Origin of the sequence: Cyclobacterium sp. 1_MG-2023 (genome assembly GCF_030546805.1) — a bacterium.
Lineage (GTDB): Bacteria > Bacteroidota > Bacteroidia > Cytophagales > Cyclobacteriaceae > Cyclobacterium.
This window is the reverse complement of the sequence record NZ_JAUOPC010000005.1, coordinates 19816-42880: the sequence shown is the minus strand read 5'-3', so window position 1 is coordinate 42880 and position 23065 is coordinate 19816. Positions and strand designations below refer to the sequence as shown.

19 protein-coding genes are annotated in these 23065 nt (G+C 39.3%); 10 read left to right on the top strand and 9 right to left on the bottom strand.

Features of this window, described 5'->3' with window-relative positions:
* Positions 1-62: 62 nt before the first annotated feature.
* Positions 63-959 carry an endonuclease/exonuclease/phosphatase family protein gene (locus Q4534_RS08885; RefSeq protein ID WP_303612817.1) on the bottom strand — a complete coding sequence of 299 codons (897 nt, stop codon included), beginning with the start codon at positions 957-959 and terminating at the stop codon, positions 63-65.
* A gap of 12 nt (positions 960-971) precedes the next feature.
* On the bottom strand, positions 972-2732 hold the full coding sequence (gene sppA / locus Q4534_RS08880) for a signal peptide peptidase SppA (protein ID WP_303612816.1): 1761 nt from the start codon (positions 2730-2732) through the stop codon (positions 972-974).
* A 78-nt stretch (positions 2733-2810) separates the two neighbouring features.
* On the opposite strand from sppA, the gene folK reads away from it, so the two are divergent.
* Together folK and Q4534_RS08870 are read left to right on the top strand one after the other, a co-directional pair.
* The gene (gene folK / locus Q4534_RS08875; RefSeq protein ID WP_303612815.1) at positions 2811-3299 is read left to right on the top strand and encodes a 2-amino-4-hydroxy-6-hydroxymethyldihydropteridine diphosphokinase; all 489 of its coding nucleotides are present in this window, start codon (positions 2811-2813) and stop codon (positions 3297-3299) included.
* 158 nt (positions 3300-3457) lie between these two features.
* Positions 3458-4237, top strand: coding sequence for a hypothetical protein (locus tag Q4534_RS08870; protein WP_303612814.1), 780 nt, complete (start codon positions 3458-3460; stop codon positions 4235-4237).
* Between the two features lie 101 nt (positions 4238-4338).
* Here Q4534_RS08870 and fabD read toward each other — a convergent pair whose 3' ends face one another.
* Both fabD and Q4534_RS08860 read right to left on the bottom strand, forming a co-directional pair.
* The gene (fabD, locus tag Q4534_RS08865; protein ID WP_303612813.1) at positions 4339-5217 is read right to left on the bottom strand and encodes an ACP S-malonyltransferase; all 879 of its coding nucleotides are present in this window, start codon (positions 5215-5217) and stop codon (positions 4339-4341) included.
* Positions 5218-5396: 179 nt separating this feature from the next.
* Positions 5397-8171 carry a gliding motility-associated C-terminal domain-containing protein gene (locus Q4534_RS08860; protein ID WP_303612812.1) on the bottom strand — a complete coding sequence of 925 codons (2775 nt, stop codon included), beginning with the start codon at positions 8169-8171 and terminating at the stop codon, positions 5397-5399.
* Positions 8172-8651: 480 nt separating this feature from the next.
* Here Q4534_RS08860 and Q4534_RS08855 point away from each other — a divergent pair, with 480 nt between their 5' ends.
* From Q4534_RS08855 to Q4534_RS08825, 7 genes are all read left to right on the top strand, one after another.
* Positions 8652-9335: a succinate dehydrogenase cytochrome b subunit gene (locus tag Q4534_RS08855; RefSeq protein ID WP_149394953.1), complete on the top strand. Its 684-nt coding sequence runs from the start codon at positions 8652-8654 to the stop codon at positions 9333-9335.
* Positions 9336-9381: 46 nt separating this feature from the next.
* Positions 9382-11316 (top strand): fumarate reductase/succinate dehydrogenase flavoprotein subunit, encoded by a 1935-nt coding sequence (locus Q4534_RS08850; protein WP_303612811.1) that lies wholly within the window; start codon positions 9382-9384, stop codon positions 11314-11316.
* Positions 11317-11345: 29 nt separating this feature from the next.
* Positions 11346-12095, top strand: a complete 750-nt coding sequence (locus Q4534_RS08845) for a succinate dehydrogenase/fumarate reductase iron-sulfur subunit (protein WP_303612810.1) — start codon at positions 11346-11348, stop codon at positions 12093-12095.
* A 162-nt stretch (positions 12096-12257) separates the two neighbouring features.
* Entirely contained in the window at positions 12258-13682 is a 1425-nt protein-coding gene (locus Q4534_RS08840) for a sodium:solute symporter (RefSeq protein WP_303612809.1), read from the top strand.
* 18 nt (positions 13683-13700) lie between these two features.
* On the top strand, positions 13701-14141 hold the full coding sequence (locus Q4534_RS08835) for a GNAT family N-acetyltransferase (protein WP_303612808.1): 441 nt from the start codon (positions 13701-13703) through the stop codon (positions 14139-14141).
* 1 nt (position 14142) lies between these two features.
* Positions 14143-15213, top strand: a complete 1071-nt coding sequence (locus Q4534_RS08830) for an alanine/ornithine racemase family PLP-dependent enzyme (RefSeq protein ID WP_303612807.1) — start codon at positions 14143-14145, stop codon at positions 15211-15213.
* 342 nt (positions 15214-15555) lie between these two features.
* Positions 15556-16140 (top strand): porin family protein, encoded by a 585-nt coding sequence (locus Q4534_RS08825; RefSeq protein ID WP_303612806.1) that lies wholly within the window; start codon positions 15556-15558, stop codon positions 16138-16140.
* 159 nt (positions 16141-16299) lie between these two features.
* On the opposite strand, the gene Q4534_RS08820 is transcribed toward Q4534_RS08825, so the two are convergent.
* The 5 genes from Q4534_RS08820 to truA form a co-directional block, all read right to left on the bottom strand.
* On the bottom strand, positions 16300-17184 hold the full coding sequence (locus Q4534_RS08820; RefSeq protein WP_303612805.1) for a carbohydrate kinase family protein: 885 nt from the start codon (positions 17182-17184) through the stop codon (positions 16300-16302).
* The gene (locus tag Q4534_RS08815; protein ID WP_303612804.1) at positions 17177-18520 is read right to left on the bottom strand and encodes a sugar porter family MFS transporter; all 1344 of its coding nucleotides are present in this window, start codon (positions 18518-18520) and stop codon (positions 17177-17179) included. The genes Q4534_RS08820 and Q4534_RS08815 overlap by 8 nt, the downstream gene beginning before the upstream one ends.
* Positions 18521-18779: 259 nt before the next feature.
* On the bottom strand, positions 18780-19475 hold the full coding sequence (locus Q4534_RS08810; protein ID WP_303612803.1) for a hypothetical protein: 696 nt from the start codon (positions 19473-19475) through the stop codon (positions 18780-18782).
* A gap of 410 nt (positions 19476-19885) precedes the next feature.
* Positions 19886-20407 carry a DUF4494 domain-containing protein gene (locus Q4534_RS08805; RefSeq protein WP_303612802.1) on the bottom strand — a complete coding sequence of 174 codons (522 nt, stop codon included), beginning with the start codon at positions 20405-20407 and terminating at the stop codon, positions 19886-19888.
* Positions 20408-20594: 187 nt separating this feature from the next.
* Positions 20595-21389: a tRNA pseudouridine(38-40) synthase TruA gene (gene truA, locus Q4534_RS08800; protein ID WP_303612801.1), complete on the bottom strand. Its 795-nt coding sequence runs from the start codon at positions 21387-21389 to the stop codon at positions 20595-20597.
* 109 nt (positions 21390-21498) lie between these two features.
* Here truA and Q4534_RS08795 point away from each other — a divergent pair, with 109 nt between their 5' ends.
* Positions 21499-23004 (top strand): sulfatase-like hydrolase/transferase, encoded by a 1506-nt coding sequence (locus Q4534_RS08795; RefSeq protein WP_303612800.1) that lies wholly within the window; start codon positions 21499-21501, stop codon positions 23002-23004.
* Positions 23005-23065: the final 61 nt, after the last annotated feature.

Here is a 23065-nt window from a genome sequence, read left to right as displayed (position 1 = left end):
AAGGATTACTAAAAGTTATCCGTTTTTTGCAAGTGGAGGAGTCCTGAATTGTTGTTAGCCTGTTAATTGTCCAGCTGAACTTTCACCATTACCGGAAAGTGATCAGAAGGGTATTTTTTGCCATAATTATCCGATATTGTTCCGTGGTGAAGCGTTTTTACTTTATCATTTACAAAAATGTAATCGATTCTCTTATTGGGTAACATGTCCCATTTAAACCCTGTAAAGGTGCCCAATGGCCCATAAGGAGGAAGGATAGATTCTTTTTTACTGTCTTTCATCAAATTCCCCTTGGTGATTTCATCATAAGCAGGATTGTCATCCTCAATATTAAAATCTCCCGTAAGGATACAAGGGAGGTTTTCTTTGTTGATTGATTTAATTTTTTGAAGCACTAATTTACTGCTTTCCTCTCTTGCTTTTTGTCCACGGTGGTCATAATGAACATTGAAAACGTAGAATTCTTGGCCATCTTGGGTTTTGAATTTTGCCCAAGAACAGACCCTATTCAAAGCGGCGTCCCATCCTTTAGATGGTTTTTCGGGAGTAGGTGAAAGCCAAAAGGTGTTTTGTTCGAGTAAATTGAATTTTTCGGGATTGTAAAATACGGCGCTAAATTCCCCTTCTTTCTTTCCTGTATCTCTTCCCACACCAATGTATGGAAAATTCAATTCTTCTTTTACCAGTTCAAGCTGGTTGAACAATCCTTCTTGGGTGCCAATGATGTCCATTTCATGGAATTGTATCAAGTTTATTAGATGTGGAGCCCTATCTTCCCATAAATTTCCTTCATCATTTTGGTTCGCATAGCGAATATTGTAGGTAGCAATATTATAGGTTTCCTGCGCAAATAATTCATGGGTCTGAATCCCAATAAACAAGAGCAGTGCAACTTGAAATTTTAAAACGGATAAATTGAAAATGGCGGCTTTAAATCCTGAAAACTTGGAAATATTCATTGTTATGTTTAGTTATTTAATCTCTGATTGGAAAGGTAAAAGTACCATTCTGCCTTTTAAGTTTTCAAGTCTTTCAAGGGTTTTAAAAATCTCATAGGATTGGCCCAGTTTGATTCGTTGGTAGGTGCTTTCTACATCAGTGCTAAAATCTTCCATAATCTGTTCTAACATGCTCTTTTGTTTGGGGTAAACCACCAATTTGTAATCCTCCTCTATGCCGGCTTTTTTCGCCGCAATCTCGATAGCATCATCAAAATCTCCTAATACATCTACTAAGCCTTTTTCTTTGGCCATTTTACCGGACCAAACCCTGCCTCCGGCAATGGCTAGCACTTGCTCTTTGCTCATCTTTCTGCCTTCAGAAACTCTGCTGATAAAAGTATCATAACCTTCTTCTACCTTTTTTTGCATGATGGCTTTTTCTGCTTCTGAAATAGGTTTTGTTGGGTCAAGCAAGTTTGAATATTTGCCTGTTTTGACTTCATCTGTAGTAATTCCAAGTTTGTTGTTTAAGAACCCTTTGGCATTGAACCATAAACCAAAAATACCTATAGATCCTGTAATGGTGTTGGGGTAGGCCACAATGGTATCTGCCGGTGCGGCTATATAGTAGCCTCCGGAGGCAGCATAATTGGACATGGAAGCGATTAATGGCTTTTCTTTTTGGGCTTCAGAAAGCTCCCTCCAAATTACCTCCGAAGCAATGACGGAGCCACCAGGGGAGTTAATTCTTATTACTATGGCTTTGACATCCTCATTTTTCCTGGCTTTCCTAATTTCTTTCAAAAAGCGATCAGAACTAATTTGATCCAAAGCTTCACCTCCCACTATCTCACCATCAGCAATAATAAGTGCTATGGTGTTTTCAGAAAGGCGATTTTTTGCTTTTGCAGTTTGATTGATTCCTGTGATGCCGATGCTATTGATTTCTTTGCTGTCTTCTGATAAGCCCAGCTTTTCCTTTAATCGTGTTTTTACTTGATCATCATACCAAAGCCCGTCGACCAATTTGTAGTCAAGCGCATCTTGAGCATTTCTTACCAACATGCCATCATTAACCGCTCTCATCTTTTCCAGGTCAAGCTGACGACTTTCAGCTACACTTTCTACGAGAACATTGTTGATGTCATTGAGGTATTGTTTGGTCTGTAGTTGGTTTTCTTCACTCATTTTCTTTAAAATGAATGGTTCAACAGCGCTTTTAAATTCCCCTACTCTAAAAATCACAGGTTCAATCTCTAATTTTTCAAATAGACCTTTGAAGAAAACCGGCGCACTTGCCAGACCATTGAATTCAACATCACCTATGGGGTTCACGTAGATTTCATCTGCTACGGAACTAAGAAAATATCCGGGCTCAGTATAGTACTCGGAATAAGACACAATGAATTTCCCGCTATCTTTAAACTCCTTGAGCGCATTTCTAATTTCTAGGATATGGGCTTGCCCCGCCGAGAGCATGCCACTTTCCAGGTATATTCCTTTGATGTCATCGTTTTCTGCCGCTGTGCGGATGGCTTTAATTATTTGATTGAGTCCAATGGTTGTGGTGTTCCCAAGGTAAGGTAGGGTTGGCAAACCAAGATCATCATCCGGCGCACTTTCTACAATCGGTATCCCGTTGAGCTTTATGTGCAGCACTGAATTTTCTTCAATAGTCGCTTGATCCCCACTGGATCCTATAGCGATGATTCCGGCCAATAAAAAGAAGCCTATTACCCAGAAAATTAGCAGGCCAACTATGACGGCCAAAACATTGCTCAAAAATTTCATATCTTTGCTCTCTTTTAATAATATTCAAAATTAACCTATTTTTCACAAAACTGTTGGGTTTGATTTAATTAATTCTTTATGCATCAGGTAGTATTGGGCTTAGGTGGAAATAGGGGAGACCGGCTTGCTTTGCTCGACAAAGCAAGCAAACTACTCGCCCAAAAAATGGACTTGGAAAAGGCTTCTTCAATCTATCATACAGCCGCTTGGGGAGGAAATTCGCATGGAGCGTACTTAAATCAGGTGCTTGTGTTGAATACGTCTATGAAAGCGGAGGAATGCCTGAATTTTATCCAACAAATAGAAAATCAATTGGGCAGAAAGCGAGAGGTGAAGTGGGGAGATAGAACCATGGATATTGACATTCTGTATTTTGACAATGAAATCATAAATACCGAAAGACTGAAAGTGCCACACCCTCATATAGCCAATAGGAACTTTGTTCTCGTTCCTTTGGCAGAGGTTTTGCCTGACTTTGTACATCCACAGATGGGAAAGTCGTCCATGGTTTTGATGGAAGAATGTGAGGATAGCCTAAAGGTAAAGCCATTGTGTAATATAAGCTAAGAGGGTGTGGTATTACCAAAGGAATTAAATGACACTTATGTGCTATATTGAAGCCCCTTGCTATTGAGGGTAAGGTGAAATTACAGCTCGGGTTTAGTTTGTTGTACAAGCATAATGTTTTTTTTGGATTAACGTTAAATAATAAAAGTCGCGAGCTTATGCGTTTAGCCATATGGTATATTTGTATTGGGTTCAGCTTGATTATTGCCTGTAGTGATCCCGAGCGTCCAGAACTCCCCGTTCCAATAAACAAGAACCTGATTCGATTGAATGAAGTGCTCAATGGGCCTTTGGCCACACCAGAAGGGAAGTTAAAAGCTGAATTTTTTTATTATGGTCCACAGACGCTTCAGTCCAGAATCGATTTTTATTATGATGAAGCGGGTAAAGAGTTACTCAAAGTTCGTATTAAAGACTTTGATACGACTAGGGTCTATTTAAATGAATACTTAGAAAATGGAGCATTAAACCGCACGAGTGTATTTGGGTCAGGAGCTGAGGGGCTATTTTTCGATTTTGATTTTCAACGGTTTTATGAAGATGATGGGCGGACCATACGAGTGGAGCAGGGCAGAGATGGAAAGTTTAAAGAATATGAACGCTTTGAGTTTGATGATCTGGGTAGAAAAATCACTTACCGTCGAGGGGATGATGAAATTTTTGAATTGTACGAATATTACTACAATGATGAAGAGGACAGAAAGATCAGAGAAGAACATTTCCGGGAATGGGGAATGGAAAATCCCTTTTATCGGTATAAATATTTTTACAATGAAAGAGATTTATTAATAGCCAGATCCTTAAAAATAATAAGCCCAGAGTATCGACCCGCGTTTGAATACAAATATGATTCGAATGATAGATTAATTGAAGAAATCACAAATGATTTGTATTTCGGAACTCAAGCTGTTGAACGTAAAATTTTTGACTACTACTGATATTGAAATTTACCTAAGTATAAAAAATATAAATTGAGTCTAACTTCATCATCAAAGATAGACTCAATTCGTTTCTGCTAGCAGAAATTAGTTTGCCTGAATTAATCGAGCGATTTGGTTTCTACTTCTCTATTGATCTTTTTCACCAATCCTTGCAATACTTTCCCTGGGCCACATTCTATAAATTGGGTAGATCCATCCTTGATCATGTTTTGTACTGATTGGGTCCACTTGACCGGAGCGGTAAGCTGAGCAATTAAATTTGCCTTGATGGCATCAATATCGCTAACTGCAGTGGTGCTTACATTTTGATACACCGGGCAAATCGGTTCGGAAAAAGTAGTAGCATTGATTGCCGCTTCCAGCTTAAGCTTGGCAGGCTCCATTAGTGGGGAATGGAAAGCACCTCCCACAGGTAGTGGAAGTGCCCTTTTAGCCCCTGCTTCCTTTAGTTGCTCACAGGCAATTTGTATTCCTTCAAGGCTTCCTGAAATGACCAATTGTCCCGGGCAATTGTAATTCGCTGCTACGACTACTTGCCCTTCAATGGAAGCACAAATTTCTTCTACCTTCTCATCGGCTAGTCCAAGAATGGCAGCCATGGTAGATGGGTTGATTTCACAAGCCTCTTGCATGGCAAGGGCTCTTTGGTGAACCAGTTTTAATGCATCCTCAAAATTTAATGCTTTGTTGGCAACAAGAGCAGAAAATTCCCCTAAGGAATGCCCTGCGACCATATCAGGGTTAAAGTTAGCGGCTGTTAAAGCGGCTATGGCAGAATGGAGAAATACTGCAGGTTGGGTTACATTGGTTTGTTTTAATTCTTCTTGGGTACCATCAAACATGATATCGGTTATACTAAACCCAAGAATTTCATTGGCCTTTTCAAATAAAGCTTTGGCTTCTGAACTGCTTTCATAAAGTGACTTTCCCATACCCGGGAATTGGGCTCCTTGGCCCGGAAACATATAAGCTACCATTGTAATTAGTTCAAATTTAAAATAAAGGCTCAAAGATAAGTAAAAAAATGAGTAGGCTCAATTTTTAGTTATTCGAGCCCCTTTTTACCTCAATAAAAACCTATTCCTAGCCTTGTGAGGCTAGCCTTTTACTTCAATTTCCAAATACTAGGTTTGGTAACATAGGTTGACCAGTTCATTTATTTTACCAGTTGAACTGTGCCTTTGATCTTTTGCTGTCTCCGGTTTTCATCCAAGACATCAAAAAGTACAATCGCTTCATAATAATAAGTGCCTGATGGTAGATTGTTGCCATTTTGGTCTTTACCATCCCAATTGATGAAAATATTGTTCTCAGAAGCCTGAGCACTGTTGTATTCATGTACCAATACGCCCCATCTGTTATAGATTTTGATGGCAACAGCTTCTACAAACCTGGGGCACTTGGCATAAGGGTTGTCAAAAGCTTGAAAGGTTTCATTCACATTGTCTCCATTTGGAGTAAAAACGTTTGGAAGCTCATAATATGGACAGTTGTCAATACAAACGATATTACTTGGCTCACTTTCATTTCCGGACCGGTCGATGGCTGTAATGTAATAACAACCTTTTAATTCACTTAAGCCCTCTATCCTTGTTTCAATGTTGATTACCGAAACATCTTTCACGAAGTTGAAGGTGCCTTCTTCCCCGGTTTCAGAGAAATAAATCTTGTAGCCATTTAATTCTGTATCGCAGTTGCCTGAGAAGTCAGGCTCCCAACTCAGGTCATGATAGAAGTCGCTAAAGTTACAAGGCTTGTCTGCTAAAAAGGCTTCGCATTCAGGTCCTTCGTAGGAGAGTACCGGAGGACAAGGCAATCTGTCATCATCAGGTTTTGCACATACAATCTGCGATTTATTGGCCAACGGATAATCCAATATGTCCAAATTATAATCCCCATTTGTAATCACATAATAGCAATACTCTTTTTCGGTATCCAAAGGAACACCATTATGGCTTCCATCATCAAGGAAAACAAAACCATTCTGTGTAACATCCACTTCCCCGATCAATACAAAGGTATCTTCATCGGCTGCATTTGCATCTGTTCTATTCCTATAAACCTGATGTGGGTATTGGGCAACTTCATTGTTCCAAGAGACTTCAAAATCCCAGCTTAACTCAATGGCTTCATTGATAATGGTGGGTTCTAGCCGGACTGAGGAGGCTGTATTGGACGAATCTGTTTTTACTCCCTGAGCCAAGAGAATTACTTGATAATTGTACACCAGATTTTCAGTATTGATATTACTGTCTGTAAAGACTGTGTCACTGGTGGTGATTAATGATGTTCGGTCATTGGTTCCTGAAAATCCTTCACTTCGTAACAATTCATAGGTGTAAGGTCCGGGATACAATTGTGTGTCAATATCATATGGTGGAGTCCACCTTACTAAAATCTCACCTTCGTCTATACTGGTTTTTTCTACACTTACATTGGTGATTAGTGGTACGTCTACATCTATGGTTATACAAATTTCATCCGAAACATAACTTTCACCACTTCTCGGGGCCGGAAAAGCAGCTACCAATCGGTAACAATAGGTATTTCCCGGACTTAGTCCCATACCATTGTTATCGTCAAGGAATTCGACTTCGTCCATATTTGTGGTACCTACCAGTTCATACCCGGGTCTAATACCGGTTTCACAAGAATCAGGTTCATAATTGTCACTATTAATCCTTCTCCAAACCTGCATGGTATCTGCGGTATTGGCACAAGAATAAGGATCCCATTCCAAATTGACAGATCGTCCGGGTGCTTGCTCAATTCCAAAGAAGCTTGGAGGAGGAGCCACTACTGTGATGTTCCAGGTTTTGATGTCGACCAAAGACGGACCGGAATCCGGATTATCTGCAATTCTCACCCTTACCTGATAAGTTCGGGCCCTGACATGACTACATACGGTTTGCCATTCAAAATTAACAATACCGGGAGAGGACTGGAAGGTAGAGATGGGAAAATAGCTAGCCGGTGAAGAAGTGATCTCAATAGGGTCTCCAAAGACCTCAATTAATATAGGATCTCCATCAGGATCCATGCCTTGAAAAATCTCTGTTATTTCAGTGCCTGCTTCTACACAAATGTCATCGGGCATGATTAATTCAGGTCTTCGATTGTCCGTGTTTTCGACAATAATTTGCATGTCACGCAGTACATAGCCGATTCGCGTCCATTCTCCTGCCACTAGGCGCCATTCTTCAATTCTGAAGGCAACATTGTATTGACCTGCAATGCCTGGAGCATCCCAAATTAAATCCCCGGTGACGGGGTCTAATTCTAAAATGGGAGGAGTGGAACCATCTTGTTTAGTGAAGCTAAATTCACTTGAAGCAGGGCTTCTGTAATTGTTTACTTGGCGTTGAAATGCTTGTTTGGGAATGTCCAGCACATAGGCCAAACTGTCCCCATCAGGATCATAAGCTCCCGGATTGTGAATATAGGTTTGGTTGACGGCACCATTATCTACTGGGGCAATGGTAAGAACCGGAGAATTATTGACACCTAAAAACGGGTCAATATTTATCATGGTTTCAATATAAAAAGGAGTGTCAACAGATTGATCCATGTTTAAGGTATTCGCATTCCGGTTAAATTCCATGAATCGGATGGTGTAAGTTCCCGGACCTTGGTAGGTATGGGTAATTACAAAAGTGTTTTTTTCAATGTCATTTCCTAAGTTTTCTGTACTCGTAATGTCACTTTCAGTATTGAGCACTTCAGATCTCCCATCCCCAAAGTCAATTTCTCCCGGACCAAAAACTACAGAGGAGCGGGTATCTGTATAACCTACAACTGTTATTTTATAGGTCAATGTTTGGGTAGAGACTCTTTCGGCAATGATCTCTCCGGCTCTAATGTGGGTGGCATAAGAAGAGGCTGCGCTTAGCATCAAGGCCATTAAGCCCAAAAGAAAGTAACAATATTTCATATTTTGGTATATTTCAGCGGTTTGCTCTAGTCAAGTTATTTGGTTTTGTGTTTTTAAAGATTATCCCTTCAAAACCACTCTATTAGATCAAAACGTTTTTATTTTTTCAATGGTTACCCTAAATTATAGCTTTATAGTGAATTTTTCACTCCCGGTGGTATTTATTATTCTTTAGTTTTCATTTGATTCACTTTTTTTTCCGAGCCATTTTATTGTCAATATGGAGGAGGGTATGCTATAAATAAACTTCATTGTACATTCAAAGGCGCCTGATCATTAGGGCTTTCTTTCTAGGTGTGTAGAAGAAACCAAACAAAACCGAATAAATAACGGTTAATATTATCGCAAATATTTATTTACATCTGATTATTTAGAACTATTTAAAATAAGATGATTGACAGATGATTGATTGTTTGCTATCGATTACAAATGTAAATTTGGCCTCATTACTAAGATCAAACCGTAATAACGAAAAATTATATGAGTTGGGTATCTAAAACCTTAAATAGTACGCTGGGCAAAAAATTATTGATGGCCCTAACGGGATTATTTCTTATTTTGTTTCTGGTGGTTCACCTTGCCGGTAACCTGCAATTGATTTTTCCGGATGAGGGAAAGTCATTTAATATTTATGCAGAAACAATGGCAACGAATCCTTTAATCAGAGTTGTTTCAATTTTAAACTTTGGTTTCATTCTTCTGCATGCTGTGTATGCGGTTATTCTCACGCGACACAATAAGAAGTCAAGGCCTATTGGCTATGCCGTTTCAAAAGCTTCAGAGAATAGTACATGGAGCTCCAGAAGTATGGGGATCCTGGGAACTTTGATTTTCATTTTCCTTTTGGTTCACTTGAGAGGTTTTTGGTATGAATTGAAGTTTGGTGAAGTACCGATGGTCACCTATGATGGCGTGAGTTACAAAGATAGCTTTGCCATTGTATCAGCTGCCTACCAAAATATACTTTATGTGATTTTTTACGTGGTAAGTATGGGTGTTTTGGCATTTCATTTATCACATGGCTTTGCAAGTGCTTTTCAAACTTTAGGAATTAATCATACAAAATACACCCCTTTTATCAAGAAGCTGGGCTTGGCATTTGCCATAATAGTTCCTGCATTGTTTGCATTGATTCCCATTGTGATGTTTATTCAGGGAAGCTAAGGAGACTACAATTAAGAAATTAAAGGGAAATTAAATTTGAATATTGATGAAACTTGATTCAAAAATACCCAATGGTCCTTTGGCTGAAAAATGGACCAATCATAAGTTTAACGTTAAGTTGGTCAATCCGGCCAATAAAAGAAAATACAATATTATAGTGGTAGGTACCGGTTTGGCCGGGGCCTCAGCTGCGGCTTCTCTTGCCGAATTAGGATATAATGTGCAGGCTTTTTGCTTTCAGGACAGTCCTAGAAGAGCGCACTCCATTGCTGCGCAGGGAGGGATAAATGCTGCTAAGAATTATCAAAATGACGGTGATTCAGTGTTCCGCTTATTTTATGACACCATCAAAGGTGGTGATTACCGTTCCAGAGAAGCCAATGTATACCGGCTAGCACAGGTGTCTGTAAATATCATTGACCAGTGTGTGGCCCAAGGTGTTCCATTTGCAAGAGAATATGGTGGCTTGTTGGCCAATAGGTCTTTTGGTGGGGCTCAGGTGTCCAGAACTTTCTATGCAAGGGGGCAAACAGGACAACAATTGTTGTTGGGAGCCTATTCTGCCTTAAGTCGTCAGGTAGCCAATGGTAAGGTAAAGCTATATCCAAGGACAGAGATGATGGATGTTGTGACCATCGATGGTAAAGCAAAAGGAATAGTTACCAGAAACCTGATTACAGGTGCCGTTGAGTCCCATAGTGGAGATGCAGTGTTGCTTTGTACCGGTGGATATGGTAATGTGTTCTTCCTTTCTACCAACGCCATGGGTTCCAATGTGACAGCAGCTTGGAGGGCCCATAAAAAGGGTGCTTACTTTAGCAACCCTTGTTACACTCAAATTCACCCCACTTGTATACCTGTTTCAGGTGACCATCAATCGAAGTTGACCTTAATGTCTGAGTCCTTAAGAAATGATGGCCGTGTATGGGTACCGAAGACGGTGGAGATGGCTGAAAAATTAAGAAAAAAAGAAATAGCTCCTAAGGACATCAAAGATGAAGACAGGGACTATTACTTGGAAACAAAATATCCATCATTTGGTAACTTGGTGCCTAGGGATGTGGCCTCAAGGAATGCAAAGTATGTATGTGATGATGGTCGAGGTGTTAATGAAACAGGAGAGGCAGTTTTCCTAGATTTTAGGGATGCTATTCTAAGAGATGGAGAGGATGCGGTGAGAGGAAAATATGGCAACTTGTTTGACATGTATGAAAAAATCACCGGTGAAAATCCTTACAAAACCCCAATGAAGATTTATCCTGCAGTCCATTATACCATGGGAGGCCTTTGGGTAGATTATAATTTGATGACAAATGTGTCCGGTTTGTATGCCCTAGGAGAAGCTAATTTCTCTGATCATGGTGCCAACCGCCTTGGAGCTTCTGCCCTTATGCAAGGTTTAGCAGATGGCTACTTTGTTATTCCTTATACAATTGGTGATTACTTAGCTAAGCATCCAAATGAAAAAATATCCGTAGATCATCCTGAATTCAAGAAATGTGAGGAGGAAGTTAAGGCCAAGATTCAGAATTTGTTAAGCATCAACGGTAGTAAAACTGTAGATCATTTCCACAAAAAATTAGGAAAGATCATGTGGAACTATTGTGGAATGGCTAGGAATGCTGCAGGTCTTACCAAGGCAAAAGAAATGATCAAGGAACTGAAGAAGGAATTTTGGGCTGATGTAAAAGTTCTAGGTACCGGTGAGGAGTTGAACCTTTCTTTAGAAAAAGCCCATAGAGTGGCTGATTTCTTAGAGTTAGGAGAGTTAATGGTGGTAGATGCCTTGCATCGAGAAGAATCTTGTGGTGGTCATTTCAGAGAAGAGCATCAAACTCCTGAAGGAGAAGCCTTGAGAGATGATGAGAAATTTGCCTATGTAGCTGCTTGGGAGTACGCAGGTGATGGGAAAGAAGAAATCTTGAATAAAGAAGATCTTGTTTTTGAAAACGTTAAGCTTACACAGAGAAGCTACAAATAATTGATTGAACCTATAAAATTCATCATAATATGAATCTTACATTAAAAGTGTGGAGGCAACAAAACCCGTCTGATAAAGGGGGTTTTAAAGAATATAAATTAAGTGGAATTTCTGCAGATATGTCTTTCTTGGAAATGTTAGACGTTTTGAATGAAGATCTTTCCGAAAAGGGAGAAGACCCTGTTCATTTTGACCATGACTGTAGGGAAGGTATTTGTGGAATGTGTTCACTGTATATCAATGGACAACCTCACGGACCTACTCAGACCACTACATGTCAATTACACATGCGTTCTTTCAAAGATGGGGATACCATCACAATAGAACCATGGAGAGCCAATGCATTTCCTATCGTTAAGGATTTGGTTGTAGACAGGGGTTCCTTTGATAGGATCATACAGTCAGGAGGCTATGTTTCGGTAAATACCGGAGGTGTTCCCGATGCCAATGAAATTCCCATTCCAAAAATCATAGCGGACGAAGCTTTTGATTCGGCTACCTGTATCGGCTGTGGAGCCTGTGTGGCAGCTTGTAAAAATGCTTCTGCCATGTTGTTTGTCTCTGCCAAAGTTTCTCAATTGGCACTATTGCCTCAGGGAAAAGTTGAAAAACGAGAGCGTGCTGAAAAAATGGTCGCACAGATGGACGAAGAAGGATTTGGTGCATGTACCAATACAGGTGCTTGTTCGGCCGAATGTCCGAAAGAAATTGACTTAAGTAATATTGCTAGAATGAATAGGGAATATTTTGCTGCCTCTCTCAGTACAGAGAAAAGCTAAATTTCTCTAAACTATATTTATAAAAGACCGGACTTCCGGTCTTTTTTTTTGCCTATCCATGGTATGTTATTGATGAAGGCTTGCAATTCAAGACGAAGACATTAGGAATTCTAAGTATTTATTTTATCTATGGAGGGCTATCAATCAAACAACCAAATTTAAATGTCACTTATAGATTTATCTATTTTCATTGTCTACATGATTTTAATGCTTGGTGTAGGCTTTTACTTTATGCGGAAGAATACCGGCCAAGATGACTACTATGTAGGAGGGCGGAATATTGGAAGTTGGCATATAGGGCTCTCTGTAGTGGCCACTGATGTCGGAGGAGGCTTTTCTGTTGGATTGGGCGGCCTAGGCTTTATGATGGGGTTATCCGGTAGCTGGATGCTCTTTACAGGTCTTTTAGGCGCCTGGATGGCTGCTGTTTTGTTGATACCAAAAGTGAGATCCAATCCCGCCTTTGAGAATTTCTATACTTTGCCTCAAATTTTTCAATATTTATTTGACAAAAAGGTGGGGATAGCGGCTGCCATTATTTCTTTTGTTGGCTATATGGGATTTACTTCCTCCCAATTGCTAGCAGGGGCGAAATTGGCCTCCGGCACTTTTCCTACTTTGGATTTAAACATGGCCCTACTTATTATGGGTATCATAGCGGTAGTTTATACGGTTCTTGGTGGGTTAAAAGCAGTGATTTATACAGATACTATTCAGTGGATAGTCTTGATGGCAGGCTTTATTTTTATAGGGCTTCCCATATCTTATTATCATGTTGGTGGATGGGAAGCCATCAGAAGCACATTGCCGGATGAATATTTTTCCCTCACCAATTTGAGTTGGCAAGACTTTGCCAATTGGGGTATTACCATTTTACCTATTTGGTTTGTTGGGATGACTTTGTACCAAAGGATATTTGCAAGTGCAGATGTAAAGTCTGCCAAAAAAGCTTGGTTTATAGCCGGCTTATTTGAATGGCCTATCATGGCCTTTATGGGAGTTTCCTTAGGGCTTCTTGCTAAGGTGGCTTTCGAACAAGGATTGATCGTAGAGAGTTTGGAAACTTTAGATCCGGAGATGGGCTTACCTATTCTTTTGAGCACTGTTTTACCTCCCGGAATAATGGGGTTGATGATGTCAGCTTATTTTTCCGCAGTCCTTTCTACAGCAGATTCATGCCTGATGGCCGCTTCCGGAAATCTGACCACCGACATATTTGGGAAAATGCTAAAAACCAAAGAGGATAAATTTGTGATGCGGATAAGTCAGTTGTTTACCCTACTTATAGGTGTGGTGGCACTTGTAATAGCCCTACAAATGACCAATGTTCTTGAACTCATGTTGTATTCTTATGCCTTTATGGTTTCGGGCCTTTTTGTGCCTATCATTGCAGGCCTTTTTTGGAACATGCGCTCTCCGAAAGCTGCTTTGTCTTCAATGATTATAGGAGGAGGAACCACGGCGGTGCTGTCTTTGTTGAAATTGACCCTGCCATTTGGTCTTGATCCTAACTTTTTTGGCGTTTTTGCATCTTTAGCAGTGTTTTTGCTTGTTTTTAGGATCGATAAAAGAATAGATAAAATTTAATTTAAATACAGAACATAAATGTTTACCTTAGAAACACTATCGGCCATAGATAATGCCACTTACTTGCAGAAAAATGAAATTGCCGACTTTTTATTTGAGCACCTAGAGCAATACGGTGATCCAAAAAATGACATTATGCGATGTCTGGATTATGCGCTAGATCAAGCCGGAGATAAAGGTGGTTTTACAGTTTTGGCTAGGGAAGAGGGTAAAATAGTTGGTGCGGTGATCGTTAATAAGACCGGTATGTCGGGATATATCCCCGAAAATATTCTTGTTTATATAGCAGTGGATGCTTCACAGAGAGGAAAAGGAGTAGGTAAAAAACTGATGAAAACAGCCATTGATATGGCACATGGTGATATTGCGCTACATGTAGAACCGGATAATCCGGCGAAAATTCTCTATGAAAAACTTGGCTTTACTAACAAATACCTGGAAATGAGGTTGAAAAAATAATATGGCATATTTAAATCTATACAGGGATAAGCTCAAATCAAATTTTGAATTTCTAAAGAAAGAATTTGAAGCTAACGAAGTGTCATGGGGTGTTGTGTCTAAAATTCTTTGTGGCAATCGAATGTACTTGCAGGAATTGATAGATATGGGGGCCAATGAAATTCACGACTCTCGTATTAGTAACCTGGCAAAAGTAAAAGAATTAAACCCGGATGTTCAGACTGTTTATATTAAGCCTCCTTCAAAAAGAAACCTTGGAGATGTGGTTAGGTATGCGGATGTCAGCCTAAACAGTGAGCTAAATACCATTCGGTGGATAAGTGAGGAGGCTGTTAAGCAGAAAAAAAGCCATAAAATCATCATCATGGTGGAAACCGGTGATCTTCGGGAAGGAGTAATGGGGGACCATCTGCTGGATTTTTATGCCAAAGTTTTTGACCTTCCCAATCTTGAGATTATTGGGTTGGGAACCAATTTGAACTGCTTGAATGGAGTGCTTCCTTCAGCAGATAAATTGATTCAGCTTTCTCTCTACAAACAGATTATTGAGTTGAAATTCAATAAAAAGATCCCTTGGGTGTCTGCGGGAACTTCTGTTACCATTCCACTCATGTTGCGCAAGCAATTGCCTAAAGGTGTTAACCATTTTAGAATAGGAGAAACACTTTATTTTGGTGTAGACTTGGTAGAGGAAAAAACGATTGAAGGCATGCATGACAATGTTTTCGAACTCTTTGCCGAGATCATAGAAATGCAGGAGAAACCCTTGCTTCCTACAGGAACTTTAGCATCCAACCCTCAAGGAGAGGTTACAGAAATTGATGAATCCCTCTATGGAAAATCTTCCTATAGGGCAATATTAGATTTGGGACTGTTGGATGTTGATCCCAAATACCTACTGCCCGACGATGGCGCCTTTGAGATTTTAGGAGCGAGTTCGGATATGATTATTATTAATCTTGGAGAAAATCCTAAGAAATACAAGGTAGGTGACTTGATAAAATTTCAGCTGAAATACATGGGGGCGCTTGCCATCCTAAACTCTAGCTATATAGAAAAAAGAGTAGTTTAATTGGTACTGTTTCTTAGTTATTACAATTCGTTATCTACCCTTAGCGAATCTAATAGCTAAGAAACTTTTTTATTTTAATACCTCTATAGATATTGTTAGATTCTTTAATTAATTGTACCCCCTTCTTTGAACGGGATAGCCCTATCCTAGTTACAGCTAATTTTTTATCTGTTCCTGGGTTTTTATCAATCTGATATTGCTGGATATCATGCTTTTAACCCCGTACTTAAGATCCGGGTATTTGGTGATCAGAATTTAACCTTCCTAAAGTGAGAAAATCAAGCCAGGCTCTTTGGCATAGAATTGGTTTAATAGTTAATCTAAACCAATTATTATATAGCTATGAAAAAACTAGGATTATTATTATCACTTTTGTTAATAGGAACTGTCGCGGTACAAGCTCAGAGCGAATCTGGATTTGGCGTTAGAGGTGGAGCAAACTTTTTCACATGGGGAGGATCGGATATAAATAGCAATGATTACAATAATCGTGTAGGTTTTCACGCCGGTATTTATGGGAATGGTTTTGTTTCAGATAGGTTTTCTATCGAGCCGGGTTTGTATTATTCGGTAAAAGGTACCCAAAATGATGACATGGTCAATTCCCGCGCTGTTTTAGATTATGTAGAATTGCCAGTATTGTTTAGGATTTATGCTACTGATGGGGTGAATTTGTTTTTTGGCCCTCAGGCTTCAGTATTGGTAGGTTCTAGCTTTGAGGCCGACGCCTTGGGAAATACCTACGGCTGGGACACGGATAATATCAGTGATTTCGATGCTGCAGTGGTAGTAGGTGTGGGATATAATTTACCGAAAGGCTTTAATCTACAAGCCAGTTATGATTTTGGTATCAACCCTGTATTTAAAGATTCAGATGCATCGGTTTACAACAGAGGGTTTAAATTGTCTGCAGGAATCAGTTTCTAAAGCAATACTCGGATGAGGTAAGCGGGATTGTTTCAGCTGATGAAATCACTTGCTACAAGCCTGAATGCCCCTAAGAAAGAATGTATTTCCAATATTGCCGAAATGCGTTTTGGCAGAAAAGGTCACAGCATCACGTAATTATTACGTGATGCTGTGCTTTTACATGTCCACCATGATTGAGCGGATGTCTTCTTCCTGATACTGTGGGGTCCCTCCATTAAAAGTGGCCACCAAAGCCCCTAAAGCACAAGCAAAATCTAGGGTTTTTTCAGGAGATTCTTTGCTAAGGTATTTGTAAATAAACCCTGCAAGAAAAGCATCTCCCGAACCTACGGTGTCTTTTACTTCTACAGGATATCCCGGGTGATTGATAATTTCCCCATCCTGATAAATGGCTGCTCCTTTACTTCCTAGGGTTATGCATACCAACTCAAATGAAAACAGCTCACTTAACTTTTCCAAAGCAGCGTCCATTTGATTGGGCAAGTCATAAAAATTGGCCAAGAGGGTTAGTTCATCCTCATTGATTTTAAGAATATCAGCTTTGGTTAAAAGCTTGTCGAGTAGATCAGCTGTATAATAGGGGGGGCGAAGGTTGATGTCCAGAATTTTCAATGCCGGTGTATCCAGAATTTTAAAAAGCGTTTCTCGGCTTTCTTCTTCTCTAGCAGCGAGAGAGCCGAAAATGACAGCATCAGCAATTCTACTTTCCCTGTCTATTTGCTGATCCCATTGAATATGGTCCCAGGCTACAGGTTTAACAATCTCATATTTAATGTTTTCCTTGTCGTCATCATTGACAAGTACACTTCCTGTAGGGAATTCCTTATCCACTTGAATCAGATCTTGTGACAATCCGTATTTTTCCGTAAAGCTTAGTAATTTCCTTCCGAGTTTATCATCTCCTACCTTGGAAATCATTTTTACATCCAATCCCAAGTGTTGTAAGTGAAGGGCCACATTCATGGGTGCCCCTCCTGCAATGCTTTCCTTGGGAAAGACATCCCACAACATTTCGCCAAAGCAGATTATCTTTTTAACCATTGTCTTTTATAAATTCTTGTTGAATCTCTTCCAATGAACGGCCTTTTGTTTCCGGCATTTTTGTAAATACCCAGATTAGTTGGAGTACCATCATAAAGGCAAAGAAGCCAAAAATCACTACAGGTCCAAATTGATTTGCCATTAGTGGGAAAACATTGGCGATGACGGCTGCAAGTATCCAATGAGTAAAACATCCCATAGACTGTCCGTGTGCCCGAAGTTCATTTGGGAATATTTCCGAAATAAATACCCAAATAACTGCCCCTTGGCCTACGGCATGGGATGCGATAAACATGAACACAAAAATGGGTAAGAAAGTATTGTTTATTTGAGCCCCCGAAAATGAGTAAGCAATTAGGAGTAAGGATATGATATAGCCGCAGGAGCCGATATACATTAATTTTTTTCTTCCAATTCTATCAATTAAGAAAAGCCCCAACATGGTAGCGATAATGTTAGTTACACCAATACCTACAGTGGACAATAATGCGCTTTCTGCACTGATTCCTGCCATGTCAAAAATTCTTGGGGCAAAATAGATGATGGCATTGATGCCGGACAATTGATTAAATAAGGCAATGAGAATTGCCAGCATGGTGATTTTAATGTACTTTCTATTAAACAGCGCCATAAACCCTACTTGGGCTCTGTTAAGTTTTTTCTCTTCTATTGCGAGTCGTACTGCCTCTTCAACACCTTCAGGATCTGTACGCTTTAAAATCCTTTCAGCATTCTCGAAATCATCTTTTTTAGCTATTAACCACCTTGGACTCAAAGGAACTCTAAACACCAATAGGGTATAGATCAATGCAGGGATAGCTTCCATGCCCAACATCCATCGCCAACTATTGGTCTGGATATTCAAATCGATTAGGTAATTAGATAAATAGGCCATCAATATCCCAAAAACAAGATTAAACTGGTACAAAGCCACCAATTGCCCCCTGTTTTTAGCAGGAGATATTTCGCTGATGTACATGGGGGCCACTACTGATGAGGCTCCAACTCCTAATCCCCCAATAAATCTGAATAACATAAATGAATAGATTTCCGGAGCTATGGCTGAACCTACTGCAGAAACGAAAAAGAGTATTCCAATCCAGATCAGGGATGTTTTTCTACCATACTTGTCGGCGGGTATCCCTCCAAACAAAGCACCTATTACAGTGCCATAAAGTGCAATAGCAATGGCCAGTCCATGACTCCAGTCACTCAATGACCATAACTCTTGAATCTGTCTTTCTGCACCGGAAATTACAGCAGTATCAAAACCAAATAAAAACCCTCCCAAGGCTGCTACTAGAGAGAGAAACAAAACATAACTATTAATTTTCATAGGTTATAGGGGTGTGAAGATTTTTTAAATCTAGAAAGATATGGGCTTTTTAAAAAATTTATTTGATTTTAAGTTTAGCAAGTATGGTCTTAAAAAGCATATTTGATTTATTCAACATATACAAGATATACCAATAGGGTAGGAAATATCTGAAATTCATGATTTAAAGATGAATTCTACCGAGTACTCCTCCTGTATTATAGTTGGTGCTTGCTAGGAGGAGGGTATAAAACAGTATCGATGTCAGAAACAACTAGAATTAATACCTTTGCCCAATATGTATTCTGTAATAAAACTGGAATTGCATCAGCATATCAGGTCTAATTCGTTTTTGCTGGAGGTCATTGCCTTCAAGTTCACTAAAAGGGCTGTAAATTAAGGTGGCTTCTAAGCCTATATCGGCATCAGATTGAAGGTTTTTAAAAGCGCCTACCCTAAATGGAATGTAAATCCCTGAATCAGAAGCTTTGTAACTCTCAATACTTCCCATTGATTCATCCAAAAGGAGTTTTTCATCTGTCCGACTGGAGTAAAAGTATCCTAAGCCCAAGCCACTATACACTTTAATTAAAGAAGGGATGTAACCACTTAAATTTGGGTTAAAATGATATATAGGCATTATATCTCCAAAAAACACACTGCCTGAAAAGCCATAAGGCTGATTGGCAATTGAAATCGATTCTTTCAATTCTTGGGTATAGTGATCCCCACTGCCTACCAATTGCCAACCTATGGTGCCTTTGACATCAAAAAAAGGGTTAATTTTTTTTTGGTAATCTAGTGATAGCGCAGGTAATACCTTAAATTTAAACTTACTGTGAACACCTGTATTGTCTCCATACATAAAAGATGGTCCAACTCCAATACCTATTCTGTCTGTTCGGTTGTCTTGGGCTAAAATTGGGTTTATAGACAATAAAAAGATGCAAATTAAAAATGACACAAAACCTTTCATACAATCTGAATTTTCAATATGCTACTGGCAAGTTAGTAATAACTTCTAAATATATAAAGCAAAATGTATTTCGTATTGGGATAAAACATTTTGAATGATCTTACCGAAGTCGTTTAATATTTACGATAAATATTATGAGACAGATCAATAAGTTCATTAAAACAGTTGTTTAGGCAGGCTTTAGCCATTATTAACAATGCCGGGATGTCCAATAATGGAATCCAATGAATGAATTTGAGCTATCAAACCCAATTTCTGATATTGTTTAGCAAGGATAGGCGGTGTAGGGCCGGGGAATAAAAAAACCGAGGTTAGCCTTAAGCTACCTCGGTTCGTGTTTTTAGAAATGCACTACTAAATTTACCCATAGTAGTGCATTAAGTCTTGAAATTTAGGCTTAATATTTTTTACTAAGATTGATTTTCTTCCACTTTCTCACTGCTTTCGTCCACTTCCGAAAGTGGCTTTAAATTATCCGGGATTGCAGGGTTCAGTTCCTCGTCATCTTTTTCGTAAGGGAAAATCTCTACAATTGGACTTTCTGAAATATCAGGGACATTGAAACTTACGAGCATATTGTTCAGACTTTCATAAATACGATCGTAGGCCTCTTTGACATTATGTGCAGTGACCAACATGTACTGGGTCACCTTTTTCTCCTTACCACTGTCAGCATCAGCTACTATATAAGTGATCTTACATTTGTGCCAAACGTCCACATCATCAAAGAAAAATACATCAACAATATTGCTTTTGCTGATACTGGTTACCTGGAAATCCCCTCTGATGACACTGCCGAGCATGTCGTATATCCTTGCTTCAGCTTCTGTAAATGAAACTGCATCCACCAAATATTGTTCTGAGACATTTTTGAGAAGTCCCTCTTCATTTTCTTTGGCATACTTTACCTTACACAAAAACCATGTTCTCATATCTGTATTTCTTCTTTACGATGAAGTTACGAAGGTAATCTGAAATCCTAAAAACAAAAAAACCTTTGAAAGAAATCCGAGAAATTTACTGGAATTAATAGTCATGCCTTTTTATGATTCCCTTAAAGGGGCCATTATGTAAGACCAACTATTTATGCCTTGGTTTATCTAATCTTTTCTTTGCGATTTATTCAAATTTGTAACCAACAAAAGACACTTTTTCTAAAATTAAGCCGTTTGCAGGAGCTTTGGCGCTTAAAGGAGTTTTTTCCGAACTAATAAGCGCCTCTTCAATATTGTTCAGTTTCAGTTCCCCTTTTCCTAATGATATTAAGGAAGCAGCCATCCTTCTTACTTGGTGCATGAGGAAGCCATTGCCAATGACTCTGTAAACCATTACATTGTTTTCCGGTAAAAAGGCAAAATGCTTCGGAGGTTCATCGATTTGAGAATAGGTAATGTTTCTTATGAAATCATTGGTGTTTTTTCCTTGGCTGCAAAATCTTCTGAAATCATGTGTCCCCTTAAACAGTGCTGCTCCTTCATTCATAATGTCCAAATCCAATGATTTGCCGGCATACGCCACCGATCCGGCAAACATAGGGTGTGGCTTTTTACCAAAAGAGAAATAGTAACCATAACTTTTGTTGGTCACATCTTGAATTACATTGAAGTCATAACTGCTTTGGAATCCTTCTATAATCCTTATGTCTGCCGGTAAGAAATCGTTTAACGGGTCTACCAAGCTGTTTGGTTCCACCTTATTCGGCAAAAACAATTCAAAAGCTCCATATAAACAAGAAACCCCTGTGTCTGTACGGCTTGATCCTAGGATTTTAAAATTTTCATGTTGCAGTACATAACGGAAAGTTTTCTCCAAGGTGCCCTGAATGGTCTTAACTCCTTTTTGGACCTGCCATCCATGATAGCGAAGGCCTAAATATTGAATCCTAAATAAGTATTTAAAAGGTTTGGTCTGCATGTTGCAAAGCTATAAATTGGTGGCTTAATAGCCAAGATGGCTAGATGAGGATTATTGGCATGATTGGTATAGAACCAAAGAAACTACCCAAAATAAATACCTTTATAAAATGAATAATAAAAAGATCAAGTTTTTTATTGCAGCTTTTTGCTTATTACTTGTTGTTCAAAAGGTTTACTCCTTTCAAAGTGAAGATAGACCTAATATTTTGTTTATCCTAACGGATGATCAAGCACCTTGGGCCTTTGGTGCTTCGGGGGATCCCAATGCTTATACACCAAATATAGACAAGTTGGCCGATAAAGGGGTTACTTTTCAAAATGCCTTTACCACTACTCCTGTATGCAGCCCATCTAGGACAAGCATTATGACCGGGCGGTATGCAAGTGAATACAATATTTTGGATTTTATTGTAAGCCCAACGCATAGTAAACTAAAATATGACCCCAATGTAAATGCAGGCCTTGATCCAAGTTCTATCACTTTTGCTGAAATGTTGCAAAAATCCGGGTATTATACCGGTTTGGTAGGGAAATGGCATCTTGGAGATTGGGCTTCGGATGAAGGGAAGAAATACCATCCGAAAAATCATGGTTTTGATTTCTTTATGGGACTAACGGGTGGTGGTGCCAGTCCTGTAGATCCTGAACTTGAGATTGAGGGTAAATTGCAGACCGTTCAGGGGTTGACCACTGATATATTGACGGACCAAGCCATTTCATTTATAAATGAAGAAAGAAGGTCTCCTTTTCTTTTGTGTTTCAATACAAGAGCACCGCATTCGCAATGGTTGCCTGTAGCGGATGAAGATTGGGCACCTTTTGAAAATTTAGATCCTGTTCTTCCTAATCCAAACTATCCTGACTTAGACATTGAAAAAGTCAAAAAGCAAATGAAGGAATACCTAGCCAGTACTGCAGGGGTGGATAGAAATGTGGGAAGGTTGATCACCGCTTTGGAGGAAAAAGGGATCATGGACAACACCATTGTTATTTTTATGTCGGACCATGGTTACAATATGGGGCACAATGGCATAAAACATAAAGGGAATGGAAAATGGATTACCAAAACCATCCCTAAGAAAACCGAGAACATTAACGAAGGCTATCGACCCAATTTATTTGATAACTCTTTAAAAATACCTGCCATTGTTTACTGGAAAGGAGTAACTCAGGCAGGTAGAAAGATAGACCAAACTATTTCTGTACTTGATGTTTACCCCACTCTTCTTGAAATGGCCGGAGTAGGGCTCCCTTCCGATGCTGAGCATAAACTTAGAGGGAGAAGTTTGATCCCTTTAATTAAAGGGGAAGAAGTTGCAGATTGGGACAATGATTTTTATTCTGAGTACAGTATGGTAAATTATGCCACTTCATTCTTGAGAAGTTATCGGACACCTGAGTGGAAATTGGTGAGGGATTTTATGGATCCTAGCCGGGATGAATTGTATCACATTGCCCTAGATCCTGAAGAAAACATCAATCTTATCCATGATAATAGAGAAGAGGTGAAAGAGATAGTTGCTGTTTTACATCAAAAAATATTGGATAAAATGAAGGAAATAAACGACCCTTTATTGGGAGAGGTAATGGTAGATAGGGAGTATTTTAGGTGAGGGATGGGGTGATTTGGTGATGAGGTGATTTGGTGATGAGGTGATGGTGTGATAGGGTGAT